Genomic DNA, 16,014 nt, shown 5'->3' on the forward strand with positions numbered 1-16,014 from the left:
GGGCGGTCTGCCTACCGGGACCGCCGGAATCCTTGACAGCCGAACGCATGGCGGGATTACCTAATGAACATTCGGTAAAGAAAAGAGGTCCCATGGCTGACACCGAGGTTCCCCGGGTCACATCCCCTGCCCATCCTCTCCTGGTCGACGACGCCGCCTCGGCTTGGATGGGCATCGATGTGGTGGAAACCGGCTCCGGCACGGCACGTATTTCGATGCTTCTCCGCCCGCAGATGGTCAACGGTTTCGGCATCGGGCACGGCGGGATGGTCTTCGCGTTTGCCGACACGGCCTTCGCCCTGGCCTGCAATCCGGAAGACGGCGGGCCGGCACGGGAACGGGAACACATCACGGTGGCTGCCGGTGCCGACGTCACCTTCCTGGCTCCGGCCAGGGCGGGTGACCGGCTGACTGCTTCCGCCGAGCACCGTGCCGGCAACGGCCGCAGCGGCGTCTACGACGTTGAGGTGCGGTCCGAACGTCCCGACGGGACCGCCGCCGTCGTCGCCCTCTTCCGCGGACGCTCGCGCACCATCCCCAACCCCGCCCGGACACCGTCCGGCGCCTCGACCGAAGGCCGCCCATGAGAGCCCCCTCCGCTCCGATCAAGTCCGCCGCAGCCGATCCTTCGACGCTGGACCCGGAGGAACGCATGAGCCGGGACGAACTGGAGGCCCTCCAGTTGAAGCGTCTGAAGCAGACCGTCGCCTACGCGTACGAACGGGTTCCGCTGTACCGGCGCAAGTTCGACGACGCCGGCGTGCACCCCTCCGACCTGGGCGAACTGAGCGACCTCGCTCGGTTCCCGTACACCACGAAGGAGGACCTGCGCTCTACCTATCCGTTTGGCATGTTCGCCGTCCCGCAGCAGCAGGTGGCCCGCATCCACGCATCCTCCGGAACCACGGGGCGGCCCACCGTCGTCGGCTACACGGCCGGGGACCTGGACCGCTGGAGCTCCCTGGTGGCCCGTTCGCTGCGTGCCTCCGGAGTGCGTCAGGGATACAAGGTGCACAATGCCTACGGTTACGGTCTCTTCACCGGCGGGTTGGGGGCCCACTTCGGCGCGGAGAGACTCGGCTGCACGGTGATCCCCGTTTCCGGCGGGCAGACGGAGCGGCAGGCCCAGCTCATCGTGGACTTCGAACCGGACACCATCCTCTGCACGCCCACCTACCTGCTGGCCATTGCCGATGCGATTGCAGCGGCCGGCATCGATCCGCGCTCGACTTCGCTGAAGAACGCGGTTCTCGGGGCGGAGCCGTGGACCGAGGAAATGCGGCACGAACTCGAAACGCTGATGGACCTGGACGCGTGCGACATTTACGGACTCTCGGAAGTCATGGGGCCGGGCGTGGCCGGCGAGTGCGTGGAGAGCAAGGACGGGGCCCATATCTGGGAGGATCACTTCCGGCCGGAGATCATCGACCCGTTTGACGAGACCCGGGTCCTGGGCGACGGCGAACCGGGCGAGCTGGTTTTTACCTCCCTGACCAAGGAGGCGCTGCCGATCATCCGCTACCGGACCCATGACCTCACCCGCCTGCTGCCCGGCACTGCCCGGCCATCCATGCGCAGGATGGGACGCATCACCGGCCGCAGCGACGACATGATCATCCTGCGCGGCGTCAACCTCTTCCCCACCCAGATCGAGGAAATCGCCCTGCGCATCCCGGCCCTGAGCCCGCACTTCCAGCTCGAAATCACCCGCCCGGGACGCATGGATGAGCTCACGGTCCGGATCGAGCGCCGTGAGGATGCCACGACGCCGGACTCCGCGGCGGCGGCATCGGAGCTCGCCGCGCAGGTCAAGATCCACGTCGGTTCCTCCTGCCTCGTTGAGGTGGTCGACCCCGGGACGCTGGCACGCTCCAGCGGCAAGCTCCGCCGGATCTACGACCTGCGCCGCGGCACCGATACCGCCTCAGCGCAGTGAACCGCCCGTTGACGTGGGAAAATAGCGCCATGCCTGCCGCCGCCGGAGCTTCCTCCGAACCTGCTCCCGTTCCCGCTGCCGATGCTGGATCCGCCGCGTCCGCCGCCGCCGTCGGCCCTGCCTCCGACCCGGCGTCCGGGCCGCGCCGGGGCCGGCCGGGATACGACCAGCAGACAGTACTGAACGTGGCCGTGGACGTCTTCAACCGGCACGGCTATGAAGCCACGTCCATGGGAATCCTGGCCGAAAACCTGGGCATCACGAAGTCGGCGATCTACCACCATGTGCCGTCCAAGGGTGATCTGCTGCGCCTGGCGCTGGACTATGCGCTGGACGGGCTCGAGGCGGTGCTGGATGATCCGCGGGCTTCGGCCGGTGCCGCGGATGCCCGGCTGGAATTCGTGCTGCGCGGCACCATCGAGGTGCTGACGGAGCGACTGCCGTTCGTCACGCTGCTACTGCGGCTCCGGGGCAACACCGACGTTGAACGCAGTGCGTTGGCCCGGCGCCGGGAGTTCGACCACCGGGTGGCGGGACTCGTGGACGCGGCCCGGCGCGAGGGTTCGGTGCGGAGCGACATTGATCCGCGCACCACCACGCGCCTGCTGTTCGGCACCATCAACTCGATCGTGGAATGGTACAAACCCGGCGGTCCGCTGCCCGCGCAGAAGCTCGCGGACAACATCATCACCATGGTCTTTGACGGGTTGCACACCCGCCGCTCTTGAGGGCAGTGCTTTCCACTAAAAGACAGGTAGCCTCCCTGTCCCTGCCTTGAATCCGAAGCGCTTAGCCTGCTCTTACCGAAGCATCGTGCCGCGGCACGCGTATGTGAGGAGTATTCATGAAACTGCCTGCCCGGATCGCCGTTGCCTTTTTATGTTTTCTCGCCGTTGCGGCCTTTCTGGCCTTCGCATCGGACAACAAGGCATTGATCGGACTTCCTGGTGCCCTTTTCGTGGGCTACGTGTCCGCACAGACCTACCAGCACCGGCAGAGCCCCAACAAGTGAGCCGGAAGAGGAGGGTGGCGTTGTGGGCGACCCGGCGCGGCAGCTGCTGAGCCGGTCCGGCGTGCAAGGATGGGCGCATGATGTCGCCGGCAGAACAGCTCGTTGAGGGACCGCGCGGACGGCGCCTGTGCCTTGAACTTGCGGCCGAGCTGGATCCGGATATCCGCTCGGCGGTGTTCTGGCTGGGCTACGAACTCGACCCCGGGAAAGGAACTTCAACGGTATTGTTCGGCTCCGCCGGCCCCGGTGACCTGCCCTCGCCCGATCACCTCGCAGCCGGGATTCTGTCCCTGGATCTCCGCCGCCTGGATGGCGAACAGATCCAGGCGGCCCTCCAACGGTCCGTCGACACGGCACGGTACTGGCAGGAACCCGACGGTGAGGATGCGCTGGCCGCACTCCCGGTCATCCGCAACGCCCTTCACCACGTGGCTGAAGGGGCGCTGGGCGCACCGGCGGCACAGTGGTGGGGCCGACCCGGCCCGCCGGAACAGTGGGCCATCGACTGGCGGCCGGCGGAGGACCCGGCACCCCTGCCCCGGGATCCCCAAGGCACCCTGCAGAAGTGGGGCACAGCTGTCCGCACCGAGGAAGCGCTGGCCGCCAAGGACCGGCCGCAGGATCCGCGGGCACCTTTCAGCGGAAGCTGGTGGTCCATCCCGCTCGGGCTGGTCCGCACCGTCGGGCAGATTCCCGCCGGATTGAGCCTCGTCGAGGACTCGAGTGATGTGGAAGAAGCGACCGCAATTCCGGTTAGCGGCATCGGCAGGATCCTCCACATCCGCTCCCCCGAGGACTGGACTGCCCTGTGCCGTGCCTATCCGCTGGAGGTCACTGCCTCCCGCCGACATGACTGGTTTCGCACCACGGGACGCGCCGGCCGCTGGGTGATCCCGGACTGGGAACGCGCAGCAGGACAATGGGACGCCGTGCACCTGACTGTCCTGGGCTACCTCGGCAGTGCAGGGCATGCCCTCCCCGTCGACGCCGGCACCTCCTCAGTGATCGCAGGGTGGGACCCGGACAGCACCTTGTGGCTGACTGACCGCGTCCGAGAGAACGGCGGGCCTCGGCAGGTTTGGCGGCGGGAACAAATGGGTGACGTCTGGTTCCGTGTCAGCTGACCCTGTCCCCGGCCCCTGCAGGCCGGGACGTTAAGCGGCGGCCGGGACTAGGGATGGTACGGAGCCGCAGGAACGCGGGGGTGAGCATCGGAACCGCGGAGAGCACCAGCCCGACGGCGCCGACCAGGACGCCGGCGCGGACCCCCAGCGTTTCGCCGACGACGCCGGCCAGCAGGGCGCCCAGCGGAATCGAGCCGTACATCACCTGGGTATAGGCACCGGCGGAGCGGGTGAGTTCATCCCGCGGAATGAGCTGCTGGCGCATCGTCAGCGAGTAGACATTGGCGTTGCCCTCGCCGATACCACGCAGCAACATGACTGCAGCAATGACCCCCGCCATTGTCCATCCGGTTAACGGCCAGACCGGCAGCAACAGCGGAACCGCGCAGGAGAGCACCAGCGAAACGGCGAATGCCGGGCCAAGGCCTGCTTTGTCGGCCAGGCGGAGCGCAACCAGGGTGCCGAGCAGACCGCCGACACCGGCTCCGGCCAGCGCCAGGCCGTACGCACCAACACCGACGTCCTGCTGCTGCACCGCCCAGAGAATCAGGTTCAGCATCAGGATCTGTTCCGCCGCGTTATAGGTGGCCGCATGGACGGTCAAGGCGCGCAGATGGCGGTCACCGAACAGGATCCGCAGTCCGGTGAGGAGGGTGGGCCGCTTCTCCGGAACCGGGCTCCGGCTCTCCTCCCCCGCAGGCATCGAGGCCCTCGACGCCGGAGCCGCCGCAACGGCACGTTGTTCCCGGGGGCGGCTCGAGGCCACTCCCGCAGCGGAAGCCAGATGTCCAAGCATGGTGGCGATCAAGGCGCCGGGAGCACCCACCGCCGAGACCAGCAGACCGGCCAGCCCCGGGCCGCCGATTTCCGTAACGGTCCGAGTGGCTTGGACGGCACGGTTGGCCGGCGCGAGGTCCTGATCCGTAACGAGGGCGGGGACAAAGGCGAAGGCCGATAACCCGAAGATCAGGGCGCAGCAGCCGCTGAGGAAGGTGACTGCTGCCAGCAGGGGGACGCTGAGCCATCCCCCGGCCCAGGCCAGGGGAATCTGTGCCAGTAGCACGCATTGGGCAAGATCGGCCGCCACCATGGAGCGCCGCTGGTCCCGACCCTGCAGGAGATGGCCGGCCACCAGCGAGAACAACAGGTACGGCAGCGTGCCGGCCGCAGCGACAAGGCTGACCGCCGCCGGCCCGGCATCGAGGGCGATGGCTGTAACCAGCGGAACGGCGATGCCCGTGATCTGGGCGCCGGCACTGGCAGCGCCCTGCCCCAGCCAGTAGCGGCGGAAACTGCGGTCGGTGCGCAGCAGCACCCAGCTTGGGTCCTTCATACCGAGACCCTCCGCTGCACTGCGTTTGCGGAGGTGACGGGCAATAATGAAGGCATGTGCCGGATATGGAGACCCACTGCGACGAAGAATCGAGTCATGCGGTCGGGACGACGAGCCATCCTTGATCGCGCTGATGCGTGCATACCTGGGTCCCCTGCCGGCTTGTCCTTGTCCGTTGCTCCGGCATACGTTACCGGCAATCGACTATGAGCGGTAACACTTTGGAACAAAATGTTCCTGCGGACAGCGGATACCCGGAGCCGGGCGGGCGCGCACCGGCCCCTGCTCCCCTGCGGCTCCTCCAGGTGTTCGCCAATACTGCGGACCGGGAAGCCGGGAAGGACGCACTGGACAACCCCGGCGGACTGGCGGACTGGCTGGCCGGCTACGGGCTGGTCGGGGCAGGCACGCAGGCTACTGAGGAGGATCTTGCCCTGGCGCTCGACCTACGGGAGGGGCTGCGCTCCCTCTTCCTCACGCACCACGACGGCGGGGACCGCGCGGCTGCGCACGACGACGGCGGGCACCTGCACGGCACGCCGGCACCCGACGTCGCCACCGGCCTGCAGCGCCTTGACCGTGCCCTGGAGCAGCTTCCGGTTCGGGTCATGGTCGCCGGAGGAGAGCCGCGCGTCGAGCCGGTGCCCCAGCCTCCGGTGCGCGAAGCACTCGCCCGCATCGGTGCCGTCCTGGTCCATGCCGACCCGGCCCAGCTTCAGCGCCTGAAAGCGTGTCGCCGGGACGTCTGCCGCTGGGTCTTCTTCGACACTTCACGCAACCGGGGCGGAACCTGGTGCGCCATGGAGATCTGCGGCGCCCGCACGAAGATGCAGGCCTACCGCAAACGGAATGCCTAGCCCGAACTCCTGGCCCGCCCCCTTCCGGGGACTTACTTCTCCACCAGGGTCAGCACGTCGTAGGTAGCCACCAGTTCGTCGTTCTGGTTGGTCAGCACCGCGTCCCAGGCCACCTCGCCGTACCCGTCCGTTTCACGCGGCGTGATCTTCTTGGCGGTCAGCGTCACACGGATGGAGTCCCCCGCGGCCACCGGCGTCAGGAACCGCAGGTTTTCCAGTCCGTAGTTGGCCAGCACCGGCCCCGGCGCAGGATCCACGAACAGGCCCGCACCCCAGGACAGCAGCAGGTAGCCGTGCGCCACGATGCCCGGGAAAAACGGATTCGCCTCCGCGGCTGCGGCGTCCGTGTGGGCGTAGAACGTGTCCCCGGTGGTCTCCGCAAAAGCGGCGATGTCCTCAAGGGTCACTTCCCGCAGATCCGACCGCACGGCGTCGCCCACCCGCAGCTCACTGAGGTGCTTGCGGAACGGATGTCCGGCGTCGAACCGGCGGTCCGCCCCCGGATGCCAGATACCGGTGAGGGCGGTGAGCATATTGGGTGAGCCCTGCACCGCGGTGCGCTGCATGTAATGCCGCACCGCACGGATGCCACCCAGCTCCTCGCCGCCGCCGGCACGGCCCGGACCGCCGTGCACCAGGTGGGGCACGGGCGAACCGTGCCCGGTGGAGGAACGGGCGTCTTCGCGGTTCAGGAACAATACCCGACCGTGGTGTCCGGCGATGCCGGTAAGCACTTCCCGGGCCACGTCCGGGTCATTGGTGCATACCGTAGCGACCAGCGATCCTCCGCCCCGCGCGGCCAGCCGGACGGCGTCGGCGACGTCGGTGTAGCCCACCATCGAGGCCACGGGGCCGAACGCTTCGATATTGTGCAGGGCATCCGCGTCGTTGTCCGGCCAGGTCAGCAGCAGCGGCTCCATGAAGGCGCCGTCCGGCGAGGTTCCCTCGCTTCCGTCGGCACGGACGACGTCGGGGGCGTCCAACGACCCCAGCGCCAGCTGCGCGCCGGCCGCCAGCATCCGCTGCACCGCTTCCCGGACGCCGTCGAGCTGCTCCCGGGAGGCCAGGGCACCCATGGTCACGTTTTCGGCACGCGGATCGCCCAGGACCACGCGCCCGCGGATGCGCTCCCCGGCCGCGGCAACCACATCATCGACCAGCCCGGCAGGGACGATGGCCCGGCGGATTGCGGTGCATTTCTGGCCGGCCTTGGCCGTGATCTCGGTGACCAGGGAGCGGATGAAGGCGTCAAACTCGGGGGTACCGGGAACGGCGTCCGGACCCAGGATCGCCGCGTTCAACGAATCCGTTTCCGCCGTGAAACGGACACCTCCTACGGCGATCTGCGGATGGGCACGCAGGCGTTCGGCGGTGGAGGCCGAGCCGGTGAAGGAGACCATGTCCCGGTAATCGAGGTGGTCCGGGAGGTCCCGCGCGGAACCGGAAATCAGCTGCAGGGATCCGGCGGGAAGGATGCCCGAGTCCACGATCATCCGCACGGCCGCTGCGGTGATGTACCCGGTGGGGCTGGCGGGCTTGACGATGCTCGGCACCCCGGCGAGGAATGCCGGGGCCAGTTTTTCCAGCATGCCCCAGACCGGAAAGTTGAAGGCGTTGATCTGCACTGCGACGCCCGGGATCCGGGTGTAGATGTGCTCACCGAGGAACGAGCCGTCCTTGGCGAGCTGTTCCACGGCGCCGTCAATGATCGCGGTGGAGTTCGGCAGTTCGCGGCGGCCCTTGGAACCGTAGGCAAACAGGACGCCGATCCCGCCGTCAATGTCCACCAGGGAATCGGTCCGGGTGGCGCCGCTGCGGGCGGACACGGCGTACAGCTCATCGCGTTGCGCATTGAGGTGCACTGCGAGTTCCTTGAGCAGCAGGGCCCGCTGGTGGAAGGTGGACTTCCCCAGTTCGGCCTGCCCTACGGTTCGGGCATAGTGGACGACGGCGGCGGTGTCCAGACCCTCACTGCTGACCAGCGCCAGCAGCTCGCCGGTGCTGGCATCGTGCACTTCGGTTCCGCGGACTCCTGCGGGATCCGGTGTCCACCAGGACCCCCGAACGTAGCTGGGAACGGTTTCGACGTCGATGGCGGTGGCCGTCATTTCGCTGCCTTTCGAAACGGGAAGAAACCGCAGCCGTCCTCCTGCAGGCGTCACTGCCGCGGGATTACTGACCATGCGGTCGGTATATCGACACCCTAGCCGAAAGCGGCCCTTCCCACACCCGTTGGACTTTAAATACTGCTGCCGTGCCGACATGGTGTACCTCTGGTTGCCGCGGGTCCCTCCCCTGCGCCAGACTCGTGCCCTCGAACGTTTGCAGCACCCCCGCTAAGGAGCACGAGATGAGCCCCAAACCGCTGCTGTCCCGACGTCTGGCTGTCCTGGCAGTGACTACCACTGCCCTCCTGGCCGGAGGTGCTGCCCCGGCCAGCGCCGGCGGTGCCCACGGGCCCGATTCCCGCGGCGGGCATACGGTTGAGCACCGCGGCGGGCACGGGTACGGCGGCGGACACGGGCATGGGGGTGGGCACGGCGGCGGGCACGGGTACGGCGGCGGACACGGGCATGGGGGTGGGCACGGCGGCGGGCACGGTCGGGGGCACGGCAGTGTCGACTACGTGGCGTTCGGTGACTCCTATGCCTCCGGCTTCGGCGGCGGCCCCGTACTGGACACCTGCGGCCGGACGGCACAGGGCTACCCCGTGCTTCTGGACGCCCTGGACCGGGTAGAGCTGGACGGTAATGTCACCTGTTCGGGCGCCACTGCTCTCACAACCCCGCCCGACGCTCCGGTGGACCTTCCCGAGCAGATCGACGACGCCGCTGCCCGGGGCCTGCTGAATCGAAAGACGGACACCGTCACCGTGACCATCGGCGGCGATGACGTCCGGTTCGCTTCGGTGGTAGCCGCCTGCGCCGGGGCACAGCTGCCGGCCACCTGCGCCCCTGCCATCGATCAAGCTGCCGCTTACGCACAGACCGTCCTGGCACCACAGCTGGCAGCGGAGTTTGCCCGGATCGCTGAACTGGCTCCAAGGGCAACCCTGGTGGTGACGGGGTATCCGTACCTGTTTGAGCCCGGAACCCCCGGACCGCTCAGTACCGAGGCGCAGGCCCTCTTTACACGGGGTACCGATGCCTTGAACACGGTCATCGCGGAACAGGTTCCGGACAACGGGGTGTTCGTGGACGTGGTGGATGAGTTCGCCGGGCACGGCGTAGGGTCCACGGATTCCTGGATCATCTTCGATCTCCTAAGCCCGTACAACCTGCATCCCACGGAGACGGGATACCGGGAGGGCTACACCGCGGCCATCCTCGAGGACGCGGGCAGCGAGTTCGGGGTCGGCTGCCGCGGACGGCGCTAGACGCGGATGCCGCCGGGCGGCACCTCCCGGCCCAGAACCTCCCGTCCGGGCCGCCGTCAGGAGACCGGCAGCGGAACCGCGTGGCCGAACCGGAAGAGGTTCTGCGGATCGTAGGCGGCCTTGGCCGCCTGCAGCCGCCCGAAAACCTCCGGATCCCACGCAGGCCGGGCGCCTGCCTCCGTGCGTGCCGGTCCGCTGAGGTTGACCAGCGCGCCGGCAGCGTAGGGGCCGACGACGACGTCGAGCCGATCGAGGGCGGCTGCTGTGGCGTCCGCAGCCGGCGGGACGTTGAGTCCCACGGAGTAGAGGTTGAAGGCTGCCTCCCGGCCTGACACCGCATCCTCGAACGGAGGATCCAGAGCCAGTGATCCGCCCATCAACCGGATTTCCGTCATCATCAGCGGAGTATACGAACCCGGCCCCACCTGGCCCAGCACTCCGGCCGCCAGTTCATCGGGCAGCTCGGCCAGCAGGGTCCCGCGGTCCAGGGCGGGCACCGGTTCGTCCGGATCCATGTGGATGCTGCCCACTGCCCCGTAGTCCATCGGTCCGGCCGTATCCATGAAGGGCGCGGAGACATGCCGCATGGGTTCCAGCAGCGTGTCGCCCTCTTCCCGGCTGCCGAACACCGCGAACCGCAGGTGCACCGGCGCGGTACCGCGCAGTTCCTCGGGCAGGAAAGGGGCATCCGGCAGGTGCAGGAAGGCCAGGGACGCTGAAACATTTGTCGGCAGCTGGGGTGTCCAGGCACGGAAGGCGGCCAGGGCCTCCGGGCCGGCATCTTCCGGGTACATGATGCCGCCGCCGTAAAATTCCCGGAACGGGGTCAACCCGAGCGTCATGGCCGTGATGACGCCGAAGTTGCCCTTGCCGCCGCGCAGTGCCGCGAACAACCCGGCGTCCTCGGCGCTGCCTGCTTCGAGGTGCCTCAGGCTGCCGTCGGGGGTCACAACATCTATGGCCTGCACGTGGTCGCTGGCGAATCCCAGCGCCCGGCCCATCAGCGGCAGCCCCCCGCCGGACGCGTAGCCCACCACTCCCACCGTTCCGGAGGAGCCGTGCGGGCCCGTAAGCCCGAGCAGCACGGTCTTCTCCAGCACCGAGCGCCAGCTGACGCCGGCACCCACGGTGACCGTGCCTGCGTCGGAGTCCACCGCCAGGTCCTGCAGCCGGGACGTGTTGATCAGCAGGCCCTCGTCCATGGCGGCGGCAGCACCGTGGCCGGTTGCCTGCATCCCGACGGGGATGCCCCGCTCAGCGGCCCAGCGGACGGCGTTCTGTACATCCTCGACGTCGGCTGCACCGAGCACGGCATCGGGATGCTGGATCAACGAGGGGTTGAAGCCGGCGGTGTCTACGGCGTACCCGGGCTCCCCTGGACTGTTCAGCGGACCATGGACAACGCTGCGCAGGGTTTCGAGGTCGGCTGCCTGGATCATCTTCGGCTCCTTGTGGGCGGGTGTCCGCGGCCGCCGGTCCAGCGGACCGGAGATGCTGACAAAAAATGCTAGGCATCGATGTGCTTCCCTGCCTAGCCCCGCCGGACAGTTTCCGCTAGCTCCCGAGCACCTCCGCCAGATCGAACTTCACCGGCTCCTCCAGCTGCTCATAGGTGCAGGATTCGGGCGTCCGGTCCTGCCGCCAGCGGGAAAACTGGGCCACATGGCGGAACCGCTCCCCCTCCATGTGGTCGTAGCGCACCTCCACTACCCGTTCCGGGCGCAGCGGTACGAAAGAGAAGTCCTTTTTCCCGCTCCAGCGGCTGCCCTCGGAGTTGCGCGGGGTGCGCGTGCCCTTCTCCTGCTCCCCCTCGGCCCAGGGGTGTCCGTCCTCGACGGCGACCAGCGGCTGGAGTTCCTCGAACAGTTCCCGGCGGCGGTCCATCGGGAAGGAACTTGCTGCGCCCACGTTCACCAACACGCCGTCGTCGTTGTAGAGCCCCAGCAGCAGGGAGCCGATCAGATCGGGGCCGGATTTGTGCACCCGGTAGCCGGCGAGCACACAGTCCGCAGTGCGTTCGTGCTTGAGCTTGGCCATCGTGCGCTTGTTCGGCGCGTACGGGCCGTCCAGCGGTTTGGCCACCACGCCGTCCAGGCCGGCACCTTCAAAACGGCCGAACCAGTCCTGCGCCTGGTCGGCGTCGTCGGTGGCGGCGGTGACGGACACCGGTGCCTGTGCCGTTTTCAGCGCCTGGACCAGGGCCTCCCGGCGTTCGGAGAACGGCCGGTCCCGGTAGTCGACGTCGCCCAGGGCCAGCAGGTCGAAGGCCACAAATCGGGCGGGGGTTTCCTCCGCGAGCAGTTTCACCCGGCTGGCGGCGGGATGAATCCGCTGCTGCAGCAGTTCGAAGTCCAGCCGTTTGCCGTCCGGAGCCACCATGACGATCTCGCCGTCCAGCACGCACCTCTCGGGCAGGTTCGCTTTGAGGGCTTCGACGATTTCAGGGAAGTACCGCGTCATTGGCTTCTCGTTCCGGGAGCCGATCTCGACGTCGTCGCCGTCCCGGAAAATGATGGACCGGAATCCGTCCCATTTGGGTTCGTACAAGTAGTCCCCGCGGGGCAGGGCGCTGACGGATTTGGCCAGCATCGGGGCAACCGGGGGCATCACTGGAAGGTCCATGTGCCCATTCTTATCCGATTGCGGCCGGTTCCCCCAGCCCTGCTGTGAAGGCCGTGAGCAGGTCGCGGCCCTGCTCCCAGTAGCCCACCCCGCTCTTTTCGTTGATGTGGGCCAGCTCGCCGGCATCAATAACGGGCACCTTCCAGGCCGCGGCGATGCTTTGCGCGGCCGGCAGCGCACAGTACGGATCGCTCTCGCTGGCAATCAGCAGGCCGGGCACGGGCAGTTCCTGCATCCGCGGAGACCGGAACGTTCCTGCGGCCTGCGGAAACGAAGCGGCAACGGGATCGGGCGGGCTGACCAGGAACACCCCGTGGGCGCCGTCGGGGTTGCGCAGCAGCCATTCCACCGCCGCCAGGCAGCCCAGGCTGTGTGCCACCAGGACCGTCTGACCGTTCTGCGCGCCGGCGGCCCGGTCCAGCGCCGCCATCCAGTCCTCCAGCTCGGGTTCATCCCACGACGACGGCGCGATGCGGGTGACGTCCGGCAGCTCCGCCTCCCAGCGGCTCTGCCACTGCTCCGGTGGTGAGCCCTGATAGCCCGGGACCATGGTGATGTGCACTGGGGCTGTTTCCTTTCACTGGTTCGGCGCAGGTGACCGGGAATACTGCCGGCGTTTCCGGCGCTGGAGCTTGTATGAAGAAAATAGGATTCCTGTCCTTCGGACATTACCGGAATGCCGTGGGATCGATGACTCCCAGTGCGCAGGACGCAATACTGCAGCAGATTGAACTGACGGTCGCCGCCGAGGAAATCGGCGTCGACGGCGCGTACATGCGGGTGCACCACTTCGCCCCGCAGTTCTCCGCCCCCTTCCCCATGCTCTCCGCCATGGCGGCACGGACCAGCCGGATCGAGCTGGGCACGGGCGTGATCGACATGCGCTACATGAATCCGCTGGCGATGGCAGAAGACGCCGCAGTGGCGGACCTGATCAGCGGCGGCAGGCTGCAGCTCGGCATCAGCCGGGGATCCCCCGAGCCTGCCCTGCGCGGTTATGAGTCCTTCGGCTACGTTCCCGGCCCGGATTCCTCCGACGCGGAAATGGCCCGGCAGCACACCGAAGTGTTCCGTGCCGCCATTGCCGGCGCCGGGGTGGCGCAGGCTGATCCGGCCATGACCGGCAGCACCGGAGCCATGGCCATTGACCCGCTGTCCCCCGGACTGCCGGAGCGGATCTGGTGGGGGTCCGGGACCCGGGCCACCGCCAAGTGGACCGGCGAGCAGGGCATGAACCTGATGAGCTCCACGCTCCTGACCGAGGACACCGGGGTGCCGTTCGACCAGCTGCAGGCCGAGCAGATCGCGGTGTACCGGAAGGCCTGGGCCGACGCCGGACACCAGGGCACCCCGCGGGTGTCCGTCAGCCGCAGCATCATTCCGCTGGTGACCGGGCAGGACCGGCACTACTTCGGGCTGCGGGCGCAGGCCGAAGGCCGGGACCAGGTGGGCCACCTCGACGGCGGCTTGGCCCGGTTCGGGAAGAGCTACATCGGGGAACCGGACGTCATTGCCGCAGAGCTGGCCGCGGACGCCGCGGTGCAGGAGGCCGATACCGTCCTGGTGACCGTGCCGAACCAGCTGGGCGTGGAGTACAATGCACATCTGCTGGAGAGCATCGTCAAGCTTGTGGCCCCGGGGGCCGGCTGGCGGTAAGTCTCGTCCCTGGGGCCGGACCCGCCCCCCTGCGGGCGGTCCCCCTAGAGTTCGCCCGCCCCCTGCGGGCGGTCCCCCTAGAGTTCGTCCCCTGCGGGCGGTCCCCCTAGAGTTCGTCCCCTGCGTCCGCCCCCTGCGGGGCTGGAACGGCGGCAACGAAATTCCCCGCTCGCAGAGCTCGCGGGAAATATTAAAGCCGCCTTCCTCCAGCCCCTCCGGCGGCGGCGTGTGGTGTCACCTTCCGGCGGCGCATGGACCCCAGCTCCCCAGTGTCTCCGGTGGCGGGATGTGGCCCCAGTGTCTCCGGTGGCGGGTTCTGACCCCAGCTCCTGCGGCGGCGAGCGTGAGGATGTTCGTCCAGCGGTCTCCCGGGGTTGATGGCAGGTGAGGTGCGAAACGTAGGCGCCGGACGGGCCGGGTTAGGCGGCTTTAATAATCCTTGCGAGCTCTGCGAGCAGGGATTTTCGTTGCCGCCGTTCCGGTCCGCCCGGCGCACCCACCGGAACGTACCCCCATCGCACCGCCCGGCGCACCCACCGGAACGCGCACAACCGCACCCCCGGAAACGGTCCTCTGTCGAAATGTCAGTGGCCTCAGCTACAGTAGTTTTCAGCTTCACGAGATGTGGCCTTCGCCCGGTTTACCGGGCACAAAAGCTCCGACTGGCCCCACACCAACCCCACTGTTCGGCGGGTGGTTCGGATGACGAAGCGGCTTGCGTCATCCGTCGCAGGCAAGGACAACCTGCAAAGGAACCCACTGTGAGCATTTCCAGTGTCAGCAAATCCGGTCTCAGCAACTGCAGCGGCTTCGCCCCCGGGCACAACATCCATTGGATCCATCGCCGCCGCCTCGAGGGCTGGGAGCAGTGGTCGGACGTCGAAGTCACGGCCGATCCGCAGCTGGACCTCATCTATCTGGTGTCCGACGGAACCCAGCACCTGATGTGGTTCCACAACGTTCCGGCCGTCGCCACTGCGCTCGCGGCCGCCGTCGACACCCCGCAGTGGTGCCAGCGCTATTCCACACTGATGGTGCCCGGCGGATTCGATTCGGATGCCCGGAGTTCTTTTTTCTACTTGGCCCGGCCGGAGCGGGTGGTTCCATGCAACGGCTCCCTGGTTCGGGCCCCGGAAACTGAGCGGGTCGAAAAGGCCGGGTCCTAGCCGTTCGGCTCTGCCCCGGGATCCCAACGGATAACGGGGCAGAGCAAGCTACACGGAGGAAACCGGTCGCAGTGGAACGGCGGGGTGCGTGCCCTCCGCTACGAGGCCAGCCACGGACCCCGGCGTTAGCTGTCCAGAAGGCAGACGGCAGCTACTGCTGCAGCAGCTCCGGCGGCACGCTGTAGATGAGGATGACGCCCAGCAGGTTTTTGGCGGCGTGCACACCGTAGGAAAGCATGAAGTTGTTTCCGGCCCAGACGTAGATGCCCACAAGGGTGGCACCCATCGCCAGGTAGGGCATCAGCACCGGGAGGGACAGGGATTCCTTGCCCACAATGTGGATCGAGGCGAACAACAGGACCGACAGGATGCAGCAGCCCCAGAGATTCCAGTAGCGGCTGAGCTTGCCGATCAGCAGGTGCCGGAAAATGTACTCCTCGACAAAGGGCGCCAGCACCACCAGCAGCGGCACCACCAGCCACGGCGAAACGGACCCCACAAATCCCTCTACGGCTTCCTGGTTTACCGCCGTTTCGACCTGCCCGCTCAGCAACGCCCCGATCATGGTGACAATAAGCATGGCGATGACGCCGCCAGGAATCAGGGACAGGGACAGCACCGGCCGAGTGGCCAGGATCTTGGCTTCGCGCACCACGTAGGGCCGGGCCGCGAGGAAAGCCAAGAGGCCGGCAACCCCGTAAAACGCCAGGTTCAGGACGTAGGCAGCTGCAACCGGATCCGGAACCAGCATCACCAGGACAGGCATAACGAGTCCGGGCGCAAAGCTCAGGACCAGCAGGAACAACACGTAGAAACCTGCTGCCACGGCGTCACGGCGGGTGAAACGGTAGGAAAGCCACGGAATTTGGGCCGCAGGTCGCCCCGGAGGGCCGGTCCGGTATTCGTTCGCTGTCATTACCTCAGGATATGGG

At 67.7% G+C, this 16,014-nt stretch carries 15 protein-coding genes and 1 riboswitch; of the genes, 9 read left to right on the forward strand and 6 right to left on the reverse strand.

The features are described 5' to 3' along the window. The first annotated feature begins 92 nt into the window (after nt 1–92). The 5 genes from N2K99_RS13555 to N2K99_RS13575 all read left to right on the forward strand — a co-directional run bounded on the left by N2K99_RS13555 (nt 93) and on the right by N2K99_RS13575 (nt 4,072). Complete coding sequence (locus N2K99_RS13555) at nt 93–587, forward strand: hotdog fold thioesterase (RefSeq protein ID WP_227932979.1); 495 nt, start codon at nt 93–95, stop codon at nt 585–587. Continuing rightward, the gene (paaK, locus tag N2K99_RS13560; RefSeq protein WP_227932978.1) at nt 584–1,936 is read left to right on the forward strand and encodes a phenylacetate--CoA ligase PaaK; all 1,353 of its coding nucleotides are present in this window, start codon (nt 584–586) and stop codon (nt 1,934–1,936) included. Before N2K99_RS13555 ends, paaK begins: the two co-directional genes overlap by 4 nt. Nucleotides 1,937–1,965: 29 nt before the next feature. After that, entirely contained in the window at nt 1,966–2,664 is a 699-nt protein-coding gene (locus N2K99_RS13565; protein ID WP_227932977.1) for a TetR/AcrR family transcriptional regulator, read from the forward strand. Between the two features lie 116 nt (nt 2,665–2,780). Beyond that, complete coding sequence (locus N2K99_RS13570; RefSeq protein WP_227919004.1) at nt 2,781–2,948, forward strand: hypothetical protein; 168 nt, start codon at nt 2,781–2,783, stop codon at nt 2,946–2,948. A 77-nt stretch (nt 2,949–3,025) separates the two neighbouring features. Then, nucleotides 3,026–4,072, forward strand: coding sequence for a hypothetical protein (locus tag N2K99_RS13575; RefSeq protein ID WP_227932976.1), 1,047 nt, complete (start codon nt 3,026–3,028; stop codon nt 4,070–4,072). On the opposite strand, the gene N2K99_RS13580 is transcribed toward N2K99_RS13575, so the two are convergent. Beyond that, on the reverse strand, nt 4,065–5,405 hold the full coding sequence (locus N2K99_RS13580; protein ID WP_227932975.1) for an MFS transporter: 1,341 nt from the start codon (nt 5,403–5,405) through the stop codon (nt 4,065–4,067). The genes N2K99_RS13575 and N2K99_RS13580 overlap by 8 nt on opposite strands. 206 nt (nt 5,406–5,611) lie before the next feature. Between N2K99_RS13580 and N2K99_RS13585 the strand changes: the two genes are divergently transcribed. Continuing rightward, nucleotides 5,612–6,262, forward strand: coding sequence for a CGNR zinc finger domain-containing protein (locus N2K99_RS13585; protein WP_227932974.1), 651 nt, complete (start codon nt 5,612–5,614; stop codon nt 6,260–6,262). 32 nt (nt 6,263–6,294) lie between these two features. On the opposite strand, the gene paaZ is transcribed toward N2K99_RS13585, so the two are convergent. Further along, entirely contained in the window at nt 6,295–8,370 is a 2,076-nt protein-coding gene (gene paaZ, locus N2K99_RS13590; RefSeq protein WP_227933060.1) for a phenylacetic acid degradation bifunctional protein PaaZ, read from the reverse strand. A gap of 242 nt (nt 8,371–8,612) precedes the next feature. Between paaZ and N2K99_RS13595 the strand changes: the two genes are divergently transcribed. Beyond that, entirely contained in the window at nt 8,613–9,638 is a 1,026-nt protein-coding gene (locus N2K99_RS13595; RefSeq protein ID WP_227919008.1) for an SGNH/GDSL hydrolase family protein, read from the forward strand. 56 nt (nt 9,639–9,694) lie between these two features. Here N2K99_RS13595 and N2K99_RS13600 read toward each other — a convergent pair whose 3' ends face one another. From N2K99_RS13600 to N2K99_RS13610, 3 genes are all read right to left on the reverse strand, one after another. Further along, entirely contained in the window at nt 9,695–11,077 is a 1,383-nt protein-coding gene (locus N2K99_RS13600; protein ID WP_227919010.1) for an FAD-binding oxidoreductase, read from the reverse strand. A gap of 115 nt (nt 11,078–11,192) precedes the next feature. Next, nucleotides 11,193–12,260, reverse strand: a complete 1,068-nt coding sequence (locus N2K99_RS13605; RefSeq protein ID WP_227919012.1) for an ATP-dependent DNA ligase — start codon at nt 12,258–12,260, stop codon at nt 11,193–11,195. A gap of 10 nt (nt 12,261–12,270) precedes the next feature. Further along, a complete protein-coding gene (locus tag N2K99_RS13610) occupies nt 12,271–12,822 on the reverse strand; it encodes an alpha/beta hydrolase (RefSeq protein ID WP_227919014.1) in 552 nt (183 codons plus the stop codon). A gap of 74 nt (nt 12,823–12,896) precedes the next feature. On the opposite strand from N2K99_RS13610, the gene N2K99_RS13615 reads away from it, so the two are divergent. Then, on the forward strand, nt 12,897–13,916 hold the full coding sequence (locus N2K99_RS13615; RefSeq protein ID WP_227919023.1) for an LLM class flavin-dependent oxidoreductase: 1,020 nt from the start codon (nt 12,897–12,899) through the stop codon (nt 13,914–13,916). Between the two features lie 613 nt (nt 13,917–14,529). Continuing rightward, nucleotides 14,530–14,662, forward strand: a riboswitch (SAM riboswitch). 15 nt (nt 14,663–14,677) lie between these two features. Then, nucleotides 14,678–15,082: a hypothetical protein gene (locus tag N2K99_RS13620; RefSeq protein ID WP_227932973.1), complete on the forward strand. Its 405-nt coding sequence runs from the start codon at nt 14,678–14,680 to the stop codon at nt 15,080–15,082. Nucleotides 15,083–15,233: 151 nt separating this feature from the next. Here N2K99_RS13620 and N2K99_RS13625 read toward each other — a convergent pair whose 3' ends face one another. Continuing rightward, nucleotides 15,234–15,998, reverse strand: coding sequence for a CPBP family intramembrane glutamic endopeptidase (locus tag N2K99_RS13625; RefSeq protein WP_227932972.1), 765 nt, complete (start codon nt 15,996–15,998; stop codon nt 15,234–15,236). Between the last annotated feature and the right edge of the window lie 16 nt (nt 15,999–16,014).

It is taken from the genome of Arthrobacter sp. zg-Y1110 (assembly GCF_025244865.1).
Taxonomy (GTDB): domain Bacteria; phylum Actinomycetota; class Actinomycetes; order Actinomycetales; family Micrococcaceae; genus Arthrobacter_B.